Annotated in this window: 22 protein-coding genes and 6 tRNA genes; 1 reads left to right on the top strand and 27 read right to left on the bottom strand. The window is 36.2% G+C overall.

Annotated features, from left to right (window positions below; genetic code table 11):
* Positions 1-45: 45 nt before the first annotated feature.
* The 17 genes from G7Y65_RS06935 to G7Y65_RS06855 form a co-directional block, all read right to left on the bottom strand.
* On the bottom strand, positions 46-891 hold the full coding sequence (locus G7Y65_RS06935; RefSeq protein WP_042492486.1) for a DegV family protein: 846 nt from the start codon (positions 889-891) through the stop codon (positions 46-48).
* 180 nt (positions 892-1,071) lie between these two features.
* Positions 1,072-1,938: a DegV family protein gene (locus G7Y65_RS06930; RefSeq protein ID WP_042492484.1), complete on the bottom strand. Its 867-nt coding sequence runs from the start codon at positions 1,936-1,938 to the stop codon at positions 1,072-1,074.
* Between the two features lie 174 nt (positions 1,939-2,112).
* On the bottom strand, positions 2,113-2,529 hold the full coding sequence (locus G7Y65_RS06925; protein ID WP_042492482.1) for a MarR family winged helix-turn-helix transcriptional regulator: 417 nt from the start codon (positions 2,527-2,529) through the stop codon (positions 2,113-2,115).
* A 41-nt stretch (positions 2,530-2,570) separates the two neighbouring features.
* Positions 2,571-3,206 carry a copper homeostasis protein CutC gene (locus tag G7Y65_RS06920; RefSeq protein ID WP_042492480.1) on the bottom strand — a complete coding sequence of 212 codons (636 nt, stop codon included), beginning with the start codon at positions 3,204-3,206 and terminating at the stop codon, positions 2,571-2,573.
* 102 nt (positions 3,207-3,308) lie between these two features.
* Complete coding sequence (locus tag G7Y65_RS06915; RefSeq protein ID WP_165314753.1) at positions 3,309-5,003, bottom strand: NFACT RNA binding domain-containing protein; 1,695 nt, start codon at positions 5,001-5,003, stop codon at positions 3,309-3,311.
* A gap of 19 nt (positions 5,004-5,022) precedes the next feature.
* A complete protein-coding gene (gene ribF, locus G7Y65_RS06910) occupies positions 5,023-5,961 on the bottom strand; it encodes a riboflavin biosynthesis protein RibF (protein ID WP_042492476.1) in 939 nt (312 codons plus the stop codon).
* Between the two features lie 63 nt (positions 5,962-6,024).
* A complete protein-coding gene (gene truB / locus G7Y65_RS06905; RefSeq protein ID WP_042492474.1) occupies positions 6,025-6,936 on the bottom strand; it encodes a tRNA pseudouridine(55) synthase TruB in 912 nt (303 codons plus the stop codon).
* Positions 6,937-7,062: 126 nt separating this feature from the next.
* Positions 7,063-7,416, bottom strand: coding sequence for a 30S ribosome-binding factor RbfA (rbfA, locus tag G7Y65_RS06900; protein ID WP_042492471.1), 354 nt, complete (start codon positions 7,414-7,416; stop codon positions 7,063-7,065).
* A 38-nt stretch (positions 7,417-7,454) separates the two neighbouring features.
* Positions 7,455-9,668 (bottom strand): translation initiation factor IF-2, encoded by a 2,214-nt coding sequence (gene infB, locus G7Y65_RS06895; protein ID WP_042492469.1) that lies wholly within the window; start codon positions 9,666-9,668, stop codon positions 7,455-7,457.
* Between the two features lie 11 nt (positions 9,669-9,679).
* Positions 9,680-9,985, bottom strand: a complete 306-nt coding sequence (locus tag G7Y65_RS06890) for a YlxQ-related RNA-binding protein (protein WP_042492468.1) — start codon at positions 9,983-9,985, stop codon at positions 9,680-9,682.
* Entirely contained in the window at positions 9,975-10,274 is a 300-nt protein-coding gene (gene rnpM, locus G7Y65_RS06885; protein WP_042492466.1) for an RNase P modulator RnpM, read from the bottom strand. Before rnpM ends, G7Y65_RS06890 begins: the two co-directional genes overlap by 11 nt.
* 12 nt (positions 10,275-10,286) lie before the next feature.
* Positions 10,287-11,417 carry a transcription termination factor NusA gene (gene nusA / locus G7Y65_RS06880; protein ID WP_042492464.1) on the bottom strand — a complete coding sequence of 377 codons (1,131 nt, stop codon included), beginning with the start codon at positions 11,415-11,417 and terminating at the stop codon, positions 10,287-10,289.
* 17 nt (positions 11,418-11,434) lie between these two features.
* Entirely contained in the window at positions 11,435-12,121 is a 687-nt protein-coding gene (locus tag G7Y65_RS06875) for a ribosome maturation factor RimP (protein ID WP_042492462.1), read from the bottom strand.
* A 165-nt stretch (positions 12,122-12,286) separates the two neighbouring features.
* Positions 12,287-13,666, bottom strand: a complete 1,380-nt coding sequence (mgtE, locus tag G7Y65_RS06870; RefSeq protein ID WP_042492460.1) for a magnesium transporter — start codon at positions 13,664-13,666, stop codon at positions 12,287-12,289.
* A gap of 15 nt (positions 13,667-13,681) precedes the next feature.
* Positions 13,682-14,599, bottom strand: a complete 918-nt coding sequence (locus G7Y65_RS06865; RefSeq protein WP_042492458.1) for an RluA family pseudouridine synthase — start codon at positions 14,597-14,599, stop codon at positions 13,682-13,684.
* Position 14,600: 1 nt separating this feature from the next.
* Positions 14,601-15,419 (bottom strand): NAD kinase, encoded by an 819-nt coding sequence (locus tag G7Y65_RS06860; protein WP_042492456.1) that lies wholly within the window; start codon positions 15,417-15,419, stop codon positions 14,601-14,603.
* Between the two features lie 21 nt (positions 15,420-15,440).
* Positions 15,441-16,058 (bottom strand): GTP pyrophosphokinase, encoded by a 618-nt coding sequence (locus G7Y65_RS06855; protein WP_042492453.1) that lies wholly within the window; start codon positions 16,056-16,058, stop codon positions 15,441-15,443.
* Between the two features lie 344 nt (positions 16,059-16,402).
* On the opposite strand from G7Y65_RS06855, the gene G7Y65_RS06850 reads away from it, so the two are divergent.
* Positions 16,403-17,017, top strand: coding sequence for a DsbA family protein (locus G7Y65_RS06850; protein ID WP_052348382.1), 615 nt, complete (start codon positions 16,403-16,405; stop codon positions 17,015-17,017).
* Positions 17,018-17,072: 55 nt separating this feature from the next.
* On the opposite strand, the gene G7Y65_RS06845 is transcribed toward G7Y65_RS06850, so the two are convergent.
* The 10 genes from G7Y65_RS06845 to G7Y65_RS06800 all read right to left on the bottom strand — a co-directional run bounded on the left by G7Y65_RS06845 (position 17,073) and on the right by G7Y65_RS06800 (position 20,379).
* Positions 17,073-17,591, bottom strand: coding sequence for a YfcE family phosphodiesterase (locus tag G7Y65_RS06845; RefSeq protein ID WP_042492452.1), 519 nt, complete (start codon positions 17,589-17,591; stop codon positions 17,073-17,075).
* A 2-nt stretch (positions 17,592-17,593) separates the two neighbouring features.
* A complete protein-coding gene (locus G7Y65_RS06840) occupies positions 17,594-18,190 on the bottom strand; it encodes an XTP/dITP diphosphatase (protein ID WP_042492450.1) in 597 nt (198 codons plus the stop codon).
* Between the two features lie 26 nt (positions 18,191-18,216).
* The gene (gene murI, locus G7Y65_RS06835) at positions 18,217-19,050 is read right to left on the bottom strand and encodes a glutamate racemase (protein WP_137600761.1); all 834 of its coding nucleotides are present in this window, start codon (positions 19,048-19,050) and stop codon (positions 18,217-18,219) included.
* 34 nt (positions 19,051-19,084) lie between these two features.
* Positions 19,085-19,714 carry an HAD family hydrolase gene (locus tag G7Y65_RS06830; protein ID WP_042492444.1) on the bottom strand — a complete coding sequence of 210 codons (630 nt, stop codon included), beginning with the start codon at positions 19,712-19,714 and terminating at the stop codon, positions 19,085-19,087.
* 150 nt (positions 19,715-19,864) lie between these two features.
* Positions 19,865-19,936: transfer RNA gene (locus G7Y65_RS06825), tRNA-Gly, on the bottom strand.
* Positions 19,937-19,947: 11 nt separating this feature from the next.
* Positions 19,948-20,021: transfer RNA gene (locus tag G7Y65_RS06820), tRNA-Met, on the bottom strand.
* Between the two features lie 26 nt (positions 20,022-20,047).
* Positions 20,048-20,121 (bottom strand) — tRNA-Pro (locus G7Y65_RS06815).
* 27 nt (positions 20,122-20,148) lie between these two features.
* Positions 20,149-20,222, bottom strand: a tRNA-Arg gene (locus tag G7Y65_RS06810).
* A 9-nt stretch (positions 20,223-20,231) separates the two neighbouring features.
* A tRNA-Lys gene (locus tag G7Y65_RS06805) sits at positions 20,232-20,304 on the bottom strand.
* Between the two features lie 2 nt (positions 20,305-20,306).
* Positions 20,307-20,379, bottom strand: a tRNA-Val gene (locus G7Y65_RS06800).
* Between the last annotated feature and the right edge of the window lie 71 nt (positions 20,380-20,450).

Raw genomic sequence — 20,450 nt, 5'->3', positions numbered from 1 at the left:
TAGCGGGGCGTGACAGCCCCGCTATTTTATAATCATTAACTTTAATTAATTCAATTGATAACTAAAACCAATAGCTGCATCACCAGTATGTGTTGCTACAATTGGTGTCGTTTGTTGTAACACAATTTGTGCATCTGGAAACATTGCCTTTAGTTGTTCACCAAGTTCTTCCCGCTTTTCCGGAATCCCTGCAGTTGAAATCCCAATAGCATGTACACCATTAGGAGCTGCTTGCAAAATATCGGTAATCTTTTTAAAATAAGCTTTCGTTGATTTTGCACCACGGCCTTTTGTTTCAACATTAATATTACCTGAAACAACATGTGCACCAATACGGATATTTAGCATACCTGCTAATAACCCTGCTGTCTTTGATAGCCGACCACCTGCAACTAAATTATCTAACTTTGAGACCATCACATATTGTTCTGTTTTAGCCTTTACAGCCTCAATTTCAGCTAGTACTTCATCACGTGTAGCGCCACTAGCCGCTTTTTTAGCTGCTGCCAAAACGACCATTCCAAGTGAACGGTCAATTAAATCAGAATCAATAACAGTAACATCCCCATCTACCATCATTGCTGCTTGAGAAGCAGCATCAACTGATCCAGATAATCCCTTTGTTAAATGGATTGAAATAACTGATGATCCATCAGCAACTAAAGGCTCGTATACTTCAGTGAACACACCTAAAGCTGGTTGTGAAGTTTGTGGTAAATTTTTGGCTACTGCCATTTTATCCATAAATTCCGCTGGTGATATCGTGATACCATCTTGATACGTCACGCCATCAATAACAATAGTTAATGGAACTGTTGTTATTTGATATTTTTCAATTTCATCAGGCAATAACATTGCCGTCGAATCAGTCACAATTTTTACTTGGGCCATTATTTTTACTTCCCCGTTTTCTCTAATTAAATATACCTAATTATCTCATCTTTAAATTATTTTTTCAATTAACTAATATACAAAAACCCGTAATCTAGTCTTTGTAACTACATTAAAGCTAACATTCTACACAAAAAGCTGTAATCAATAATCTATTAGATAATACCAGCTTTTTTCATTTTAAAGTGAATCCGGATCACGTAACCAAGCTAAAGCAAGTGCTCCTTTTCCTAAATGAGCACCAATCACTGGACCAATATATGAATATTCAATTAGCATATCTGGATATTTTTTTTGCAATTCATCATGCCAAGCTTTACCCGTTACTTCATCGTTTCCTTGAATAACAATAGCACGTAATGGATAATCAGCTTGGCTTTTAGCTTCTGCAAATAATGTTTCTGCTCGCTGCATTGCCTTTTTCATTGATCTGACTTTTTCAAATGGCACAATATGATTTGTTTCATTGTCAAAAGTTAATAGTGGCTTTATTTTTAACATCGTGCCAATAAACGCTGAAGCATTCGATAAACGACCACCGCGAACTAGATTTTGTAAATCGTCAACAATAAAGCATTCATCAACCGTTGCCGACAATACATCTAACGTTTTGATAATTTCAGTAATATCTAGTCCTGCTTGTGCCATTTGAGCAGCCTTCATAACCATATGACCCATTAGACGTACCGTAATCTTTGAATCATAGCCATAAACTTCAAAGTCTTCAACCATATCATTTAAGCTGGCAACCGTGCTAACAGTTCCTGAAATAGTTGATGCTAAATTAATGACCAAAGCACCATCGTAGCCTTCTACTTTTAACTTATCAAATAATGATAACCAAACACCAACTGCTGGTTGTGAAGTTGTTGGAAATTCTGAAGAAGTGGTTAATTTCTCATAGAACTCTTCAGTTGTGATATCAACACCTTCTCGGTAAGTTACGCCATCAATAATAACTGGTATTGAAACGACTTTTATATCATATTTATCAATTTCTTCCTGACTCAAATAAGCAGTTGAGTCAGTTACGACTGCAAGTTTCATTTAATTAAATCCTTTCGAAGCCATTTGACGCCTATCCTAGCGTCAATTAATTACTGATAATATCTATCTTTTATAATCAGTAAAAAAATATTTTAATATGTAAAACGACTTAGTTACTCGGTAAATCATACCATAAATCAAAAATGTTTTCATTTTAGTTCCAAAACTAAAATTTTAAAGCGGTTTCTTCATTGATTTATGTAACCGATTTAACAATATTTGTAACATATTAAGTTCTTCATCAGACCATAATTGAAAAACTCTATCTTGAAAAGATGCATATTTAACATTAGCTTCTTCAAGCGTATCATCTCCTGCTACAGTTAATTCATAATGTAATTGCCGATTCTTGTGGCCAATTGCTGCACTCATAATCAATTCTTTTTTCTGTAATGAATGTAATTGACGCGATAAGGTAGAATGATCTAACCCTGTTTCAATTGATAATTTATCTTGTGTATTAATGTGATTTCTTAACAAATTAAGTAATTTCCATTCGGCAATAGTTATGCCATAATTTTTGGTTATCGTTAATAACACAATTTTATGCTGTTCTTCTGCTTGCTTTAACGCTTCAAAAATTGTTTTCATCTATACAATTCTCCAAAATAATTATTCATTAATCAAACTAGCTATAATGCGATAATTTTAGATCCATGAACCTCTTTAACACCCAACTTTTCAGCAATATTGGCCGCATTTTGGTATGTCACACCGCCACCTGGCATAATAATCAGCTTGTCAGGCGCCATAGAGACGATTTCTTGTAGATGGTCGATGGTTTCATCTATTTTCTTATTCAACTGTCCACCATGCGTCAAAATGCGAATAACGCCATATTGATATAGCCATTGCAATGCTTGGTCTTGATACGCCTTATCAATTGCATCAAATGCCATATGATATACAACCTGCATTGGTTTTGCCGCTTCAAGTAATTTAATCATATTTTGCTTGTCTAAACGGCCTTTAGCATCGACAATACCAAAAGTAACCATTTTAACCCCTAAACTTTTAAACAATAAAATTGACTGACGCATGCTTTCAATTTCTGCATAATTATAATTAAAATCACCTGCTCGAGGTCTAATCATCACAACCAATTCAACTTTAGCTGCCTGTGCTATATCAACAGCTTGCGCTACTATATGCCATGCTGGCGTTAATCCCCCCAATTCTAAATGAGCATTTAGCTCAACACGATTTATCCCACTAGCAATTGCTAATTTCATGGTAGGTATATCACCCAATGCAATTTCTTTTTTCATGAAACGTCCCCATTATATAATTTTTATTTAATAACTCATCTATTATAAGATACTAAAAAAGGCCGACTAATACACGTGATTAGTCTGACCTTAAGTGTTTTATTAATTATTTTGGCGTAATTTTTGAATGATTCGACTATCCGGCGTTACTGCGATTGTCGTTTGTCCTTCAAAAATAACAAAACCCGGTTTACTACCATTTGGTTTTCTTAGACGACGTACTGGTAGATAATCCACTGGTACATTAGCTGAATCACGTGCTTTAGAAAAGTAAGCTGCTAACATAGCGCCCTCATACAAGGTATCTTGAGAAGGCTCACTACTATGAATAATTACGTGTGATCCTGGAATATCTTTCGTATGTAACCAAATGTCTGATTTATTCGCTGTTTTCATTGATAAACGTTCATTTTGTAAGTTATTTTTACCAACTTCAATTAATGTACCATCACTAGCATAAAATTTTTCTGGCTGGCTGACTTTAGTTTTTTGCTTCTTTTTACTTTGGACACGTAAATAACCTTCTTGCGTTAATTCTTCTCGAATTTCAGCAATATCCTTTGGTGAGGCAATATCAATTTGAGCAATTAACGTTTCAAAGTAATCGACTTCTTTTTGTGCTAAATCAATCTGTGAATTCAAATATTTTACTGAATTTTTCAATTTATTATATTTTGTAAAATACTTTTGCGCATTTTGTGATGGTCCCATTTGATTAGATAATGGAATAGCCATCATCGAGTTATTATCATAATAATTGGGCAATGTAATTTCTGTTGTACCACGCTGTATTTGCGACATATAAGTCGTTAATAGTTCCCCTTTAATTCGGAACTCATCCGCATGGTCGGCATTTTCTAATTCTGCTTGTTGCTTTTTAATTTTATTTTTGTTCTTTTTTAATTCATTTCGCACTGTTCGTAAAACAATTGTTGCTTGTTGTTGTACACGATCATGCTCAGATTTTTCTGAAAAATATGCGTCCAACATCTCGCTAAGCGTATCAAAAGCAACTGTATTACCAGTAAGTGTTAGCCAATCAAATGGTATAAATGCGATACTTTTTTCAGTTGTAATTAACTGCGGTTTGGGGTGATTAAATTTGTCTAACCACTCTTGTACCATTGTCAAAGCATTACCAGACTCTTGTAAAACCGTTGCTAATTCATGTGCCGAATCACGAGCAAAGCCTTGAAAATGATGCTGAATTTCTTTGGCTAAATCATTAACTTTAGGGTTATCTAAAATTAAATTAGCTAAACCATCTAAGCGCTTAAATGGATTAACAACATCTTGTTTTGGTGGTAAAACATACGTGCCACCTGGCATTAAAGTACGTACACGATTTTGATCTGCTGGTACATGCTTAATTAAATCAATAATCTGCTGTGTGGTTTCGTTAACTAAAAACAAATTAGAATGGCGTCCCATCATTTCAAGGATTAGAGTTGTTTGCTCCTCATCACCCAATTCATTACGTCCTGAAGTCACAAAACGAATAATACGATCATTTTCAACTTGTTCTACACGTATTAGTCTTGATCCTTCCAGATGTTTACGTAACATCATTGCAAAATTTGGTGCCGTCTGTGGATTTGTATATTTAATTCGTGAAATTTGTGCACGTGCAAACGACGGATGCGCACTTAATAGTACCGGATAATTTTTTCGATTATTTCGAATAACTAAGAAAATTTCATTTGTGTACGGCTGATGAATTTTCATTATCCGTCCACCAGAAAGTGTCTCATTTAATTCGTTAACCATTGCATGTGTAAATAGTCCATCAAATGACATTTTAGCTTCTTACCCCTTTTCACTGATTGTCTTTTAAAAATAATCGTGATTGTTGCTCGTCTTTTGCCAATTGATCAATAAGTTCTTCCCTATTGGCAAATTTTACTTCACCACGCAAAAAATGATGCCACTTGACTTGGACTGTCTCCCCATAAATGGCATTATGAAAATCAAATAAATTAATTTCCACAGTCTTTGGTCGGTTTTCACCAAAAGTGACATTATAGCCAATTGACGCCATCCCAGGGTACCAATCATCGCCAATTTTCATTTCTACAACGTAAATACCAACACCTGGTAATCTTTCACCAGCAGTTGTTTCAACATTTGCAGTAGGATACCCTAATTCACGACCTCTAGCCTCACCATGAACAATCAGTCCTGTCGTTTCATGGGGACGCAACAATAATCTTTTGGCTTCATCTAAATCACCGTTATCAATCAATTGTCGTGTTCGTGTTGAAGCACTCTCTTGACCGTCCACGTTAACCTGTTGCACTTCAATAACATCAAACCGATTTTCGGCATATACTGGTAAATGTAGCATGTCTGCATTTTTAGGACCATATGTATGATCAAACCCCGCCACAACTGCTGTTGCATGTAGTCCAACCATATACTGGTTAACAAAATCTTGCGGAGCTAATTTTGAAAATTGAGATGTAAAATTCACAACGTAGACAATATCAACTCCTAAAGATGCCAATATTTCCAGTTTTTTTGGTAAAGTTGTTAGATATGTTAGTGGCGTTTTGTACGTTTTAAATGCCACAGATGGATGGTGATCGTAAGTTAAAACCGCTAGTTTAATACCACGTTTTTTCGCTTCTGCTGCTGCTTTTTGTATAACCATCCGGTGTCCTGCATGTACACCGTCAAAAAATCCCATTGCTAACACAATTGGATCTTTCTTGATTTGATCAGGTTTATATGGATGATGCAAATGAATAACTTCCATCGCTAAGACCTTCTTTTCTTTGTATTCAATATACCAATCATAACATAATATAATATTGTGCCATTACTCGATTGAAAAAGTTCGATATGCCCGATACTGATTTTTGTCTTTTCGCCAATGAAAGACTGATTTGACTTCACCATGATACGTCAAAACGATTTTATCTTGTATTGGTTCTAACAAACTAGCTGGTTGACCAATGCCGTGCTTCACTTGTTCCCATTGTTCATCGTTTAATTCAACATGTATAAATTGCTCAACTGCTGTTGAAAGTGGCATTAGCCAATCACCTAATTCATTCTCTAATTGCATCCGATTGGCAATATCGTTAAGACTATGTGCATGTGCAATATCATAACCACCAGCACTAACTCGGGTAAGTTGACTCATAACAGAAGGTACCTTTAGCTGTTTACCTAAGTCAACGGCTAAAGTCCGAATATAGGTTCCCTTAGAGACTCTTGCAACAAATGTAAATGACTGCGTCTGCTTTTGGACATCAAAAACTGGTTCTGACGTCAAATTAAACTCATATATTGTTGCTTGTCGACGTGGTCGTTCCACCGTCTCGCCAGCACGAGCATAATCATACAAGCGACGTCCATTTACTTTTACCGCTGAATACATTGGTGGTATTTGAACGATTTCGCCAGTTAAAGAAGCCATGGCTTCTTTAATCTCATCCACAGAAAATGGTGTCACAATGGCCTTTTTCGCAACAACTTCGCCATCTAAATCTTCCGTCGTTGTTGCAAATCCTAACGTTATTGATCCTGTATAAATTTTCCCTGCTTCTTGTAAAAATTCGATTGTTTTAGTAGCCTTGCCTAAGGCAATTGGCAATACACCATCAACATTTGGATCCAAAGTTCCTGCATGACCAATTTTTTTCATATTTAAAATACGGCGTAATTTAAAAACTACATCATGCGAAGTCATGCCTGTTTCTTTATAAATTGGTAAGATTCCGTCCATGTCATTCTCCTATATCTTAAAACTATATGTATATTAAAGGGTCTCTCATACCACAATTCAGTAGCAAAGAAAGACCCTTTAATTAATTATTTTGACAAATACTCGTTTTAGTTAAAGTATAATCAATTAATCTTGATGTAATTGACGAATTAAATCATCAATCTTATCACCATATTGTACTGATTCGTCTTTAACAAATTTAAGCTCTGGTGTTTTATAGATACGCAACCGTGAACCTAATTCTTTACGAATTAAACCAGTTGCAGCATCAAGTCCATCTGCGGCCTTTTTATTAACAGAAGCCAATTCAGATAACACACTATAAAATATCTTTGCTTGTTGCAAATCACCAGTTACTTCAACGCCGGTTACTGTTACACCTTCTACTCGTGGATCACGAATGCGCTTTAGTAATAAATCATTGACTTCACGTTGAATCTCTTGTTCTAACCGACCAACACGAAAGTTTTGTTGTGCCATATTAACTTCCTCCCATCAATATTGTTATATAACGAGGATTAGCGTGGAATTTCTACCATTTCGTAAGCTTCAATAACATCGCCAACTTTTTCGTCATTGTACTTTTCAATAGTTAGACCGAAATCATAACCGTTCTTAACTTCTTTAACATCGTCCTTGTAACGACGTAGTGAACCGATTTTACCATCAAAAATAACAATACCATCACGAATCAAACGAACTGAGGCGTTGCGGGTAATCTTACCAGACATTACCATACCACCAACAATTGTACCAACCTTAGATACCTTAAATAGATCCCGAACCTCGGCAGTACCAACAACCTTTTCTTCAAATTCTGGGTCCAATTGTCCCTTCATTGCGGCTTCAATTTCATCAATGGCGTTATAAATAACACTGTGTAGACGAATTTCTACCTTATCCGAATCAGCTTGTTGCTTAGCTTGTGGCGTTGGACGTACATTAAATCCAACAATAATAGCACCTGATGCTTCTGCAAGGGTTACGTCAGATTCATTAATCGCACCAACAGCTGTGTGAATAATGTCAACCTTAACACCCTCAACATCAATTTTGTTAAATGAACCAGCTAATGCTTCAACTGAACCTTGAACATCCGCTTTAATAATAACTGGTACAGACTTCATTTGCTTTTCAGCCATCTTATTAAATAGATCTGAAACTGAAACAATATTGTTACGGTTTCGCTCAGCAATAACGGCACGCTTTGCACGTTCTTCACCGGCAGCACGGGCTGTCTTTTCATCTTCAAAGACAACAAAACGATCACCGGCTGATGGCACATCGTTCAACCCAGTAATTTCCACTGGTGTTGATGGCAAAGCCTCCTTCACACGTCGTCCACGGTCGTTTGTCATTGTACGTACTCGTCCGTATGTATTACCAACAACGATTGGGTCACCGACATGCATTGTTCCTTGTTGAACAAGCACAGTTGCAACTGTCCCACGCCCCTTATCCAAACGTGCTTCAACAACTGATCCAGCAGCTTGCTTGTTTGGGTTTGCTTCGAGTTCCAAAACATCTGCTGTCAATAGAATCATTTCTAGTAATTCATCAATATTTTGACCAAACTTGGCTGAAATATTAACAAAGATTGTATCTCCACCCAATGCTTCGGGAATTAATTCATATTGCATTAATTGATTAATAACATTTTCTGGGTTTGCTCCCGGCTTATCAATCTTGTTAACAGCAACAATAATTGGCGTACCGGCAGCCTTGGCGTGGTTGATTGCTTCAACTGTTTGTGGCATAACACCATCATCGGCTGCAACAACCAATACGGTAATATCGGTTATATCTGCCCCACGTGCACGCATTGCAGTAAAGGCTGCGTGCCCAGGCGTATCCAAAAATGTTACAACACGATCATTTAGCTTAGTTTGGTAAGCACCAATATGTTGGGTAATACCCCCAGCTTCACCATCAGTAACATGTGAATTACGTAGGTAATCAAGCAACGTTGTTTTACCATGATCAACGTGTCCCATAATTGTAACAACTGGTGCACGTGGTGACATGTTAGCTTGATCATCATCTTCAAGTTCAAAAAACTTGTCTAAGTCGGCAATATCAACTTCAACTTTTTGTTCAGCTTCAATACCATAATCAGCCGCTAACAATTCAATTGTATCAGCATCTAGTGACTGATTTTGGTTAACCATAACCCCTAACATGAACAATTTCTTGATAATCTCAGTTGCATCTCGATGAATCAACTTAGCAATATCTTGTACGTTCATACCAATTGAATAAACAAGTGTCTCTGGTAATGGTTGTTCCTTACGAACAGTTGGTGCAGGACGGTGTTCATTATTATTACGGTTACGTCCTGGCCCTTTCTTCCCGCGTCGGTTATTGTTACGGTTACCGTTGTTAGTGTTGTTATTATTAAAACGACGGTTTTTATTTTGTGAATTATGGTTGTTGTTTGTGTTATTACGACCGTTGTTACTGTCACTATTAGTACGTGGTTGTCCCCCATTTGCCTTATTTCGTGGCGCTTGAGTATTTTCACGCTTTACATTTTTATTTTGATCACCTGATTGTGACTTTGATGATTGGTTGTTCTTCTTGTTTTTTGCAGCAGTTGTCAATGTTTTAACCGTCTTATCATCTAATGTAGACATATGATTTTTAACTGGTATATTAACCCCATTTGCAATTGACACTAGATCCTTTGATGAAATATTTAAATCTTTTGCCAACTCATAAACTCGCTTGGTCATATAACTTCCTCCTAATTATCTAAGTATTCTCGCATTTTTTTCGCAAATCCTTGATCAGCAACAGCAATAACTGTTCGTGCTAACCCTGTTGCATCACCCAATTCTTGGCGTGTAAATGTCGTTGAAAACGCAATTTTATAACTGTTTGTCTTGTCAGTGAATTTCTTTTTACTTGATTCACCACCATCAGATGCAAAAAATACTAAACTTGCTTTGCCAGAACGGATTGCATTCAAAACTAACTCTTCACCAGTTACTAATTTTCCCGCACGTCTAGCAAGGCCCAATAAGTTTAATAATTTTTGTCTATTTTGCATCACCGAATAACTCCTTACGTGCTGCTTGATGGTCGACATATGCAATTAAGTCATCGTAAAACTGGTCATCAAGTTTTGTTTCAAATACTTTATCAAAAATATGTTTTTTCTTCGCAGTTTCTGCTACTTCAACTGATAGAGAGATGTACGCACCACGACCATTTGCTCGATTTGATGGATCTAAGGTTACTTCACCTTCTGGTGTTCGTACAATACGAACAAGTTCCTTTTTGGGCACCATTTCCCCAGTAACAATATCTTTACGCATTGGAATCTTACGTGGTTTCATAAACGGTATCTCCTATTCTTCTGAATCGTCGTCTAATTCAAATCCTGTATTATAATCATTGGCTTGTTTAAAGACTGGTTGTTCATTAAGCGTCGCAATAACTTCATCACGGGCTGATTCAGGCTTAATATCAATCTTAAATCCAGTTAAACGGGCTGCTAAACGGGCATTTTGACCACGCTTTCCAATAGCCAATGACAATTGATAATCTGGTACAAGAACCGTTGCAGCACGATCGTTATTCTTATCAAAAATAACTTCAACAACTTCAGCTGGATTCAATGAGTTTTTAATAAATGCCGCTGGGTCTTCTGTCCACTCCACAATATCCATATTTTCACCAGATAATTCTGTGACAACGGTTTGAACACGGGCACCGCTTTGTCCAACCATCGTTCCAACTGCATCTAGATTTTCATTGTGCGAGTATACAGCGATTTTTGAACGATCGCCAGCTTCACGAGCAATCGACTTAATCTCAACAGTACCATCAAAAACTTCAGGTACTTCAGCTTCAAACAAACGTTTAACTAAATCCGGGTGCGTCCGTGAAACAAATACTTGTGGGCCCTTCTTTTCATTTTGCACTTGTGCAACCAAAACCTTAATTTTATCACCCATTTGGTATGACTCACTAGGCATTTGATCAGTTGGCTTCATTGCAGCCATTTGATTTCCAGGCAAAATAATATATAGATAGCGAGAGTCTTCACGTTCGACTTCTCCAGTAACAATTTCATCTTCATAGCCAACAAAATTATCATAAACAGCACCACGCTCTGCTTCACGTACTTTTTGCATAATAATTTGCTTGGCAGTTTGTGCTGCTAAACGACCAAAGTCTTTTGGCGTGACTTCAAAACGAATTTCATCCCCAACTTCATACGCTTTGTTAATATCAAGAGCTTCTTCCAAAGTAATTTGTTCGTAAGGTTCATCAATTTCATCAACAACCGTTTTTACTGCGTAGACTTTGATATTTCCTTTTTTATTGTCAAATTGTACTTCAACATTTTGTGATTCGTCATAGTTTTTTTCATAAGCCTTTTTCAAAGCTTCTTCAAGAGCTTCAATTAAAACTTCCGCTTTAATTCCCTTCTCTTCTTCTAATGCATCAAGTGCTGATACTAATTCCTTACTCATTTTGTTTCTCCGTATTTTTAAAAATCATTTGATTGTCTTGCTTGGGCTACTGCACGACGTGGAATAACAAACTCACTATCATCATCATTTTTAATAACTAAATTATCATCTGTTATCTGACTTAATTCACCCGAAAATTCTTTTTGACCATCAATTTTTTGATAGGTTGAGACATGTACTAGTTTATTAAGTGCCCACTCATAATCTTCACCGCTTACCAATATGCGATCTTGACTCACTGAAAGTCGAGCTGATTTTACATTAGTAAGTGGTATATTAATGAGCTGATGTTTAGCCTTTGAAAATACATCCAATGTTAGTTCATCGTCAACAAATGAAACTAGTTGACCAATATAATTATCAACATCAAAAGATGTCACTGATAATTCAACCTCAATAAATTTTCCAATTGCCCACAAATAATTTTGTGGTTGTTTTAATTCACGATCTGCCCCTGGTGATGAGACATCCAGAAGGTATGCTTGTGGGAATGGATCAGGCGTAATACTGTCTAGTTCCTCGCTAATGACCTCGGTTAACATCACCAAGTCATCCATATTAATTTCACCTGCAACACGATCTACAAATACACGAAGAACAAAATCACCTTCTTGTTTCTCATACAGAACATCCCATAAATCAAAACCTTTTTTAACTAATACAGGTTTTAAAATTGCTTGAACATCCTCTATAACTTTCGCCATTCTAAACCTCCCTTCATTTATCTTTTCTAATTAACTTAATAAACTCCTTAAAAAAATGAGCGGCCGAGAAAAAATCCGGCCACTCAATTAAGAGCATATTCAATAACAATTTTAATTCTATCATGAATCCACTAAGTAGGCAAGTAACAGGCCTTATACGCCAAATTAGTGCATCATAAATTTATCAATAAATAATTTTGCAACATTAAAATAAATGATAACAGAAGTTAAATCAGATAGTGTCGAAATAAATGGTCCTGAAGCAACCGCTGGATCAACACCAATTTTGTCCATAATCATTGGAATAAATGCCCCTGCAACATTGGCAACCAAAATGGCAACACCCATTGCTAAGCCAACTGCAATTCCTAACAACAAATTATGCTTCCAAACCAAAATGACTAAGAAAATAGTCACCCCTGCAATGATTCCAATCATTAACCCAATCAAAATTTCTACTATCAACGATTTAAATAAGGTTTTTTTCTCTTTCAAGGCAATTCTTCTGACTGCAACAGCCAATGATTGCGTACCAGCATTTCCTGCAGTTCCAGTAATCAATGAAATAAAAACTGCTAAAATTGAGGTTTCGGCAACTAGATAATTATATCCATCAATAACTGAAGCGGTCCCCATCCCCAAGAAAATTAACCCTATTAACCATGGTAAACGTTTTAACGCTGATTTTAAAGGATTATCTTCTAACGTTACCACATCAACACCAGCTAGACGAGAATAGTCTTCAGCAGCCTCAGCATCAATAACGTCAACAATATCGTCAACTGTAATCATACCAATCATATTTCGCTTTGCGACAACCGGCAATGCAACAAAATTATAATCTGCCATAATTTTAGCAACATCTTCTTGATCATCAATTGGACCAACCGTAATTAAATTGGTGTCCATTACTTCGGATATTTTAGCGGCATCAGGCCAAATAATCAATGATTTTAATGAAATAACACCAACTAAGGCGCCATCATCATCAAGTACATAAATATAATTGATTTGTTCAGCACCCTGTGCAGCTTCTTTGACAATAACCATGGCTTCGCCAATTGTCAAATTTTGATTAATCGAAATAAACTCTGTACTCATCAAAGAACCAGCAGTATCATCTTCATACTTTAATAAGCGTTTAATTTCATCCATATTATCTTTGGGCATCAAAGATAAATACATAGCCATTTCTTCTGGTTCAACCTGAGATAATAAATCAACTGCGTTATCAGTATACATATCGGCTAGCATATTTGCTGCATAACGAGGTGACATTTCTGACAAAAGATTTTCAAAATCTACATCTTCTGGATCAATTTCATCAAAAATATCAGCTAATTCTGTGGGCGTTACCCATTCAATAATTTGATGGCGCAATTGCGTTGTTAGTGACACGTAAAAAACGGCCTGATCATATGTGTGTAATTCATCAAAACTATCTAAAAAAGCATTTTTTTCATTATTTTCAATGTAAAATACTAGATGATTAGCCTGATCTGATAATTCATCGCGTATCGTTAAATCTTGTAATGTTTCCTTCATCTTCTCCCCATACTGTTACAATTTGTCAATTTCCTCTACTGACATATCATTTAATAAAATTCCTTTTAAATCTGCTGGTACAGCACTGTTTACGTGTAATTTCTTTTGAATAAAAGGATCATAAAACTCTAACCAATATGCATGTAATGCCTGCCTTGCAATTCCTCTATCCATTGGACCACCATAAATTTCATCCCCAATTAATGGGTGACCAATATACTTAAAGTGCACTCTAATTTGATGTGTTCTACCAGTATGTAATTGGACTTGAACCAATGTTTGATTAGGCATTCTTTTAACAACCCAATATTCAGTTTGGGATGAGCGGCCATCTTCTCTTACTTCTCGGCGAATGAAATCATTATCCATCCGACCAATGGGAGCATCAATGAAGCCATGATCATCATCCAAAACACCATCAACAATTGCATAGTAACGTTTATCAACGGTATGCGTTTGTAGTTGCTTATCTAATAAGCCATGGGCAAAACGATGCTTTGCTAGCAAGGCCACCCCTGATGTGAATCTATCCAACCTTGTTACAACATGCGGCACAAGATCCTCTGCCCCGGTTGAAATCAGATATCCTTTAACACGATTAACCATTGTTGTTTCACGATCAGCTTTACCCGGAACAGACGTAATCCCTGCTTCTTTATCTACCAATAACCAATTTTCATCTTCAAACAAAATTTTGATTGGTAAATTAGATGCAGCAACAACTGCATTTGACGTTTCTGGTGGCATATTAACTTCAACCACCCCACCAGGTTCAACCTCGTCCAGAGTTAGAACTGGTTTTTGATTTAATAATACTTGTCCACCACCACGTTTAATGATTGAAAACATACGATGTGAAACACCACGCTGAGCCAAAAATGTTTTGATTCGTAATGTTTCATCGCTTTGATTTTGCCAACTAAAATGGGCCAATTTATTTTACCTCCGTGCCAATAAAACTAGCCTGCACACGATGCCAAAAATGCATGTGCCGATACTCAGCAAATTGAATTTTTTGATTTGCAACTTTAAATGAAATCCAGTCAATATTAGAAGAAATTTTATTTAAATGATCATAGCTAAATGTAACTGCTGAACCATCATTTTCTAATTGAATTTTGATAACTTCATGATTTCCAATAATTAAAGGTGATCCCAACGTTCGAAATACTCGACTATTGATTGAAGCAATTTCTGCTAATTGAATAGCTTGTAAACTTGGATGCATCACGGCACCACCAATTGCTTTGTTATAAGCGGTTGACCCAGTCGGTGTTGAGGCTGTTAAGCCGTCACCACGAAAGCGTTCAAATAATTCATTTTGAATATAGACATCTGCAACTAACGTACCAAGTGGTCGCTTGATTGCCGCTTCATTTAAAGCTAATACCGTTTCTTCGTGTCCATCTGTATAATGCAAAGTTGCATTTAATAGCGGATACTTCACTGTTTTAGCCGTTGTTTCTTGATTGATTAAACTTTCAACTAATTCATCTAATTCAAAATATTGCCAATCTGCATAGAAGCCTAAATGACCAGTATGCACACCGATAAATCTAATTTTGTCTAATTGATTTGTATAATGATGAAATGCACCTAACAGAGTACCATCACCACCAACAGTAATAACCACTTCTGGATTCTCATCGTCAAATATTACCTTACCATTACTCCGTACAGCTAACTTGTCTTTTAACAATGAGACAACAGCACGTGAATGTGGCACATTATTACTATATATAGAAATCTTCATATAGTAGTCCATCCTTTATTTTTAACTATCTTGCGGTGTATCTATCGTATTTGCCAGGCCATTGTGTAATTGCGAAAACAATTTATCAACTTCCATACTTAATGTCGCTGCCTTTTTTAATTTTTCTGACATTTCAGGTGTATAATCACCATCATATTTATAATTAATAGCGTGCTCAATTGTTGCCCAGACATTCATTTGCATCGTTCGAACTTGAATTTCAGCTAATAATTTCTTTTCACCACTACTTAATTGTACTGGATATTCAATGACAATATGGTATGAACGATATCCTGACGGTTTTTCGTTAGTAACATAGTCTCGCTCTTCTAAAATCACGATATCCTTACGCTGACGTAATAAGTCAACTACCTTATAAATATCTTCAGTAAACTGCGTCATAATACGCACACCGGCTAAATCTTCCATATCTTGTTCAATACGATCCACACTAATATGACGACGAACAAGCTTTTCTTCAATGGCTGAAATTTCTTTGACACGCCCAGTTACAAATTCAATGGGTGTGTGAATACCTTCTATTTCAAATTCAGAACGCATTCCCCGTAACTTCACTTTTAATTCATCAACTGTCTGAACATATGGCTGTAACAGTTTTTCCCATTCTTCACGTGTCATTTCCAAACCCCCAAATTATTTGCTTTGTGTCTAATCGTTACAAAATCTGTAGCTTATCATAATATTACCAAACGACTAATACTGAAAGCACAAGCTATAAGCAAAAAAATTGTCGGACTCAGTCCAAAAATTATATAATCAAATTAGCTTGATATAACAAATAACACAATGACTTAATTTTACAATTAGTATGCGGTTCTTACCAGTATTATTTAAATAATAATCTTAACCAACTTTTTTTAATTAATCATGTTATATTGAGTAAAGCAATTATAGACACACTAGTAATAATAGCGTACCATTATTTGGTATGTAAAAAATGTTTTTGGAGGTTGTCGCTTGTCATGTTAGAAGTGTACCACTTCGTAACCCCACTTTCGTCTGATAGTATTCTATCAGAAAAGAAAGTCACTCATTATATTAAGCAAACCTCACAGTTTGTTTCTTACCGTATGATACCCGTTGTTACAATGCAATCAGTCAGAGATACTTATCTAGAATTAAAGCGACATAATCAATTAAAAGTTGACTATGCTACTGTGGCTCGAAATTTATCACAACTTGCATTAGATACAAAAGCTGTGCAGTCGCAAGGTAAAAAAGCGGCTAGGATATTCTATGCAAAAATGCAGGAATTACTCTTAAATAACACACCCTATTCTACATCATTAGTACTCACAACTTTGTCTAAATTAAATTTAGATACTAATCTTTTTTTAGAAGATTATAATACACCTGCTACCATGCTAGCTTTGCAGCAAGATCAAAATATGGCAGCAACTATGGATATTACTAATTATCCAACAATGATTGTTTGTGACTCCAAACAAGAAAAATATGCGTTTAAAACGTCAGACTTTTCAACTAGTGGATTATCACTCATTTTTGATCCTGTTCATCAATCAAATGGGTTAACTGCTACCCCTCATTTAATTAATTATGAAGAAGGTAGTAATTAACATTCAAAAAAATTACGTAGATGCCATGAAAACATGCTATCTACGTAATTTTTATTTAACGATTAAATTCAAATACTAATTCTGGTACTGGTTGCATATCACGTGTGTAAAACTGAACATGAAATGTTTCAGGTTCGACTGATAAAATAGCATACGTTCCTTTTAAATAGGCATAGGTACCCTTAGGTAATGAAATTGATCCTGGATTAATAAATAATTTACCATCAATCATTTCAGCACCTAGCATATGCGTATGGCCTGAAGTAACGACGTCAACATCTTTTGGCGCAACCACTTCCCTTAAATGATTAAGTGATACTTCAGTGTGCACAAGATGCCCATGTGTTTGATAAAGCTTTAAATATTTATCTTGGTAATCACGGTCATCAGGAAACATTGGGTCACTATCCATATTACCAATAACAGGTAGTAAAGTATCAAACAATTCGTCTGATCGTTTCAATTCAGAATCACCGTTGTAAAACATTGCTTTAACATGGCCTTGATAGTGATTTACGATATCCAATAAAATTTGACAATCGCCATGTGTATCAGAAATAATTAAATAATCCATTTTTAATCCTCCCACCATTCTTTAAAGACTGTTATGAACTTACGCAAGGCATTCCCACGATGTGAAACTTCATTCTTTTCTGTAGGTGTCATTTCGGCAAAAGTTTTATCTAACTTATCATAATAAAATAAGGGATCATAACCAAAATCATTATCACCACGAAATTCTGTTAAAATATGGCCATTAACTGCACCATCAATGACAATTTTTTCCCCGGAAGGTTTTAAACCAACAATGACTGTATGGAAAGTTGCTGTACGCTTAGGAAATGGCACATTAATTAATTCAGCAAGTAATTTTTTATTATTAGCCAAATCATTATGGTCTCCCGCATATCTAGCAGAATGCACTCCTGGAGCACCATGTAATGCATCCACACTCAAACCTGAATCATCAGCGACGACAGGTAAATGATAAAATTGAGCAATTGTTTGTGCTTTAATCGTCGCATTCTCCTCAAATGTTGCCCCATTTTCTTCTATTTCAGGAACCCCATTTAAATCAAGTAATGAAATAACTTCAACGCCGAATGGTGTCAAAAACTCACGAAATTCACGAATTTTACCATTGTTTTTTGATGCAAAAATTATTTTTGCCATTTTAAATACTCCTATTTAATTATCGATTACTTATTAAGTATTAAACAACCATCTTGGATATCCAAATGTTGGACATCTAAATGGGTTGTTTGGAGCCAGCCTTGTGCTAACTTTGCAAAGGTTTTTTGATTACCCGTCGTATAATATTCATCGTGGTTTTGTGAGGTAATCATTAACGGTTCATGCTGTATATCTTGTTCTTTTAAAACATTAGTAACAACTGATACTGCAGCTGCACCAGCATCAACAAGTTGCACTTGTTTACCCACTGCACGTTGAATATATGGTGCTAATAATGGGAAGTGTGTACAGCCAAGGACTAATGTATCAATATTACCTTGTTTAATCGGCGATAATATTTTTGTTATTTCCTGTTGTATTTCAACTGTTTCTTTAACAGGCTGTTCAGCAATTTCAACCAATCGTGGCACTGCTAATTGTGTAATATGATTAGCTTTATTTACTTGCTTTAAACCATTGTAATACGCTAGTGAATTAACCGTACCTTGTGTGGCAATTACACCAATTTCATGAGTTTTCGTCACTTTATTTGCCGTTTGAACACCAGGTTGTATAACCCCGATTACTGGTATGTCTAAATTAGCGGTCAATTCATCTAACGCTGCCGCTGTGGCAGTATTGCATGCTATCACTAATAATTTAATGTCTTTATTCGTCAAAAAATTTGCCAATTCCCATGTAAATTTTTTGACTTCTTTAGGTTGTCTTGGTCCATATGGCATTCTAGCAGTATCACCAACATAATATACTTGTTCGTTTGGTAATTGCTCTAGTGCTTTTTTAACAACAGACAAGCCACCTATGCCAGAATCTATATAACCTATTGCTCGGTTATCCATTATAATCACTTCTTTCAAAAAATTATTAAAAAAATTATTTGTTACTTATCGCAAACTCAAATAATTCTTGTGGTGTTTTAAAAACATAATCAGCTTGATTATTAAAAATCATTTGATCACGCACTCCCCAAGCAGCCATACCAAACTTTATACCAGCATTGTGTGCTGCTTGCATATCATGAATAGAATCACCAACATACATTGCAGATTGCGGATCAGCGTGTAAATCACTTAATGATTTTAAAATTGGATCAGGCGCTGGTTTCATTTTAGGTGTTTCACCAGCAAATACAAACCGATCAAAATATTTTGCAAAATCAAATTGACTGGTATTACTTGTAAACTCTTCTTTTGTATTAGATGTTACTATTCCAAGGATGAATTTATTCGCTTTTAGCTTTGCTAACATTTCGTCTACGCCGCTAAACACTTTTACTTCGTGCCAAAAATCTTCATAATGACTTTGCCATTCCAATTGCATTTTTTCGGGCTCAGGTGCATCCATTTTAATTAAGCCGTCTAATGAAGGTAATCCAAAAACTTTATATACTTCTTCATATGATTTTTCAATACCTCTATCCTTAAATGTTTGAATAAGAGATTGCATATACATAGCCTCAGTACTTAATAAAGTACCATCCACATCAAAAATAATTGTTTTCATAGTTCCCCCAAAATAATTGATACTACTCATTATATAACACTAGTAAAATTCATGCATCTGAGTAGTAAATTTAATATTTGTGATGTTAATTTAAAGTAAAAAAAATCTCTAAAAACCTCCATCAGAGAATTTTAGAGATAATCATAAGTAAGCGGACGACGGGAATCGAACCCGCATTCCCAGCTTGGAAGGCTGGAGCACTAGCCATTGTACTACATCCGCATTATGACATATCGCGGCGGGGGGGATCGAACCCTCGACCTCCCGGGTATGAACCGGACGCTCTAGCCAGCTGAGCTACACCGCGAACTATGACAATTATATGCCATATAATCGGGACGACAGGATTCGAACCTGCGACCCCCTGGTCCCAAACCAGGTGCTCTACCAAGCTGAGCTACGTCCCGAAAATTTAACAACTATTCTATTGTTAATGCACCTAGAAGGATTCGAACCTTCAACCTTCTGATTCGTAGTCAGACACTCTATCCAGTTGCGCTATAGGTGCAATATATAATGGGTCGTCTGGGGCTCGAACCCAGGACCCATGGATTAAAAGTCCACTGCTCTACCAACTGAGCTAACGACCCAATGGACGTTACAGGGATCGAACCTGTGACCCCCTGCTTGTAAGGCAGGTGCTCTCCCAGCTGAGCTAAACGTCCATATTGCATCGCGACGTCCTATCCTCGCAGGAGGCGATCCTCCAACTACTTTTGGCACTACTGAGCTTAAC

Source organism: Weissella sagaensis, from assembly GCF_010306265.1.
Taxonomy (GTDB): Bacteria; Bacillota; Bacilli; order Lactobacillales; family Lactobacillaceae; genus Weissella; species Weissella sagaensis.
The sequence above is the reverse complement of the archived record's forward strand: the minus strand, read 5'-3'. Positions and strand labels throughout refer to the sequence as shown.

Coding starts and splice junctions, on each gene's coding strand:
- truB (WP_042492474.1), bottom strand. CDS start 6,936: ATGGACGGAATCTTACCAATTTATAAAGAAACAGGCATGACTTCGCAT.
- mgtE (WP_042492460.1), bottom strand. CDS start 13,666: ATGAAGGAAACATTACAAGATTTAACGATACGCGATGAATTATCAGAT.
- G7Y65_RS06890 (WP_042492468.1), bottom strand. CDS start 9,985: ATGCAAAATAGACAAAAATTATTAAACTTATTGGGCCTTGCTAGACGT.
- G7Y65_RS06930 (WP_042492484.1), bottom strand. CDS start 1,938: ATGAAACTTGCAGTCGTAACTGACTCAACTGCTTATTTGAGTCAGGAA.
- infB (WP_042492469.1), bottom strand. CDS start 9,668: ATGACCAAGCGAGTTTATGAGTTGGCAAAAGATTTAAATATTTCATCA.
- murI (WP_137600761.1), bottom strand. CDS start 19,050: ATGGATAACCGAGCAATAGGTTATATAGATTCTGGCATAGGTGGCTTG.
- rnpM (WP_042492466.1), bottom strand. CDS start 10,274: ATGAAACCACGTAAGATTCCAATGCGTAAAGATATTGTTACTGGGGAA.
- G7Y65_RS06850 (WP_052348382.1), top strand. CDS start 16,403: ATGTTAGAAGTGTACCACTTCGTAACCCCACTTTCGTCTGATAGTATT.
- G7Y65_RS06830 (WP_042492444.1), bottom strand. CDS start 19,714: ATGAAAACAATTATTTTTGATGTGGATGGTACTTTATTAAGTACTGAG.
- G7Y65_RS06840 (WP_042492450.1), bottom strand. CDS start 18,190: ATGGCAAAAATAATTTTTGCATCAAAAAACAATGGTAAAATTCGTGAA.
- G7Y65_RS06855 (WP_042492453.1), bottom strand. CDS start 16,058: ATGACACGTGAAGAATGGGAAAAACTGTTACAGCCATATGTTCAGACA.
- G7Y65_RS06935 (WP_042492486.1), bottom strand. CDS start 891: ATGGCCCAAGTAAAAATTGTGACTGATTCGACGGCAATGTTATTGCCT.
- G7Y65_RS06875 (WP_042492462.1), bottom strand. CDS start 12,121: ATGGCGAAAGTTATAGAGGATGTTCAAGCAATTTTAAAACCTGTATTA.
- ribF (WP_042492476.1), bottom strand. CDS start 5,961: ATGGAAGTTATTCATTTGCATCATCCATATAAACCTGATCAAATCAAG.
- G7Y65_RS06845 (WP_042492452.1), bottom strand. CDS start 17,591: ATGGATTATTTAATTATTTCTGATACACATGGCGATTGTCAAATTTTA.
- G7Y65_RS06920 (WP_042492480.1), bottom strand. CDS start 3,206: ATGAAAAAAGAAATTGCATTGGGTGATATACCTACCATGAAATTAGCA.
- rbfA (WP_042492471.1), bottom strand. CDS start 7,416: ATGGCACAACAAAACTTTCGTGTTGGTCGGTTAGAACAAGAGATTCAA.
- G7Y65_RS06915 (WP_165314753.1), bottom strand. CDS start 5,003: ATGTCATTTGATGGACTATTTACACATGCAATGGTTAACGAATTAAAT.
- G7Y65_RS06925 (WP_042492482.1), bottom strand. CDS start 2,529: ATGAAAACAATTTTTGAAGCGTTAAAGCAAGCAGAAGAACAGCATAAA.
- nusA (WP_042492464.1), bottom strand. CDS start 11,417: ATGAGTAAGGAATTAGTATCAGCACTTGATGCATTAGAAGAAGAGAAG.
- G7Y65_RS06860 (WP_042492456.1), bottom strand. CDS start 15,419: ATGAAGATTTCTATATATAGTAATAATGTGCCACATTCACGTGCTGTT.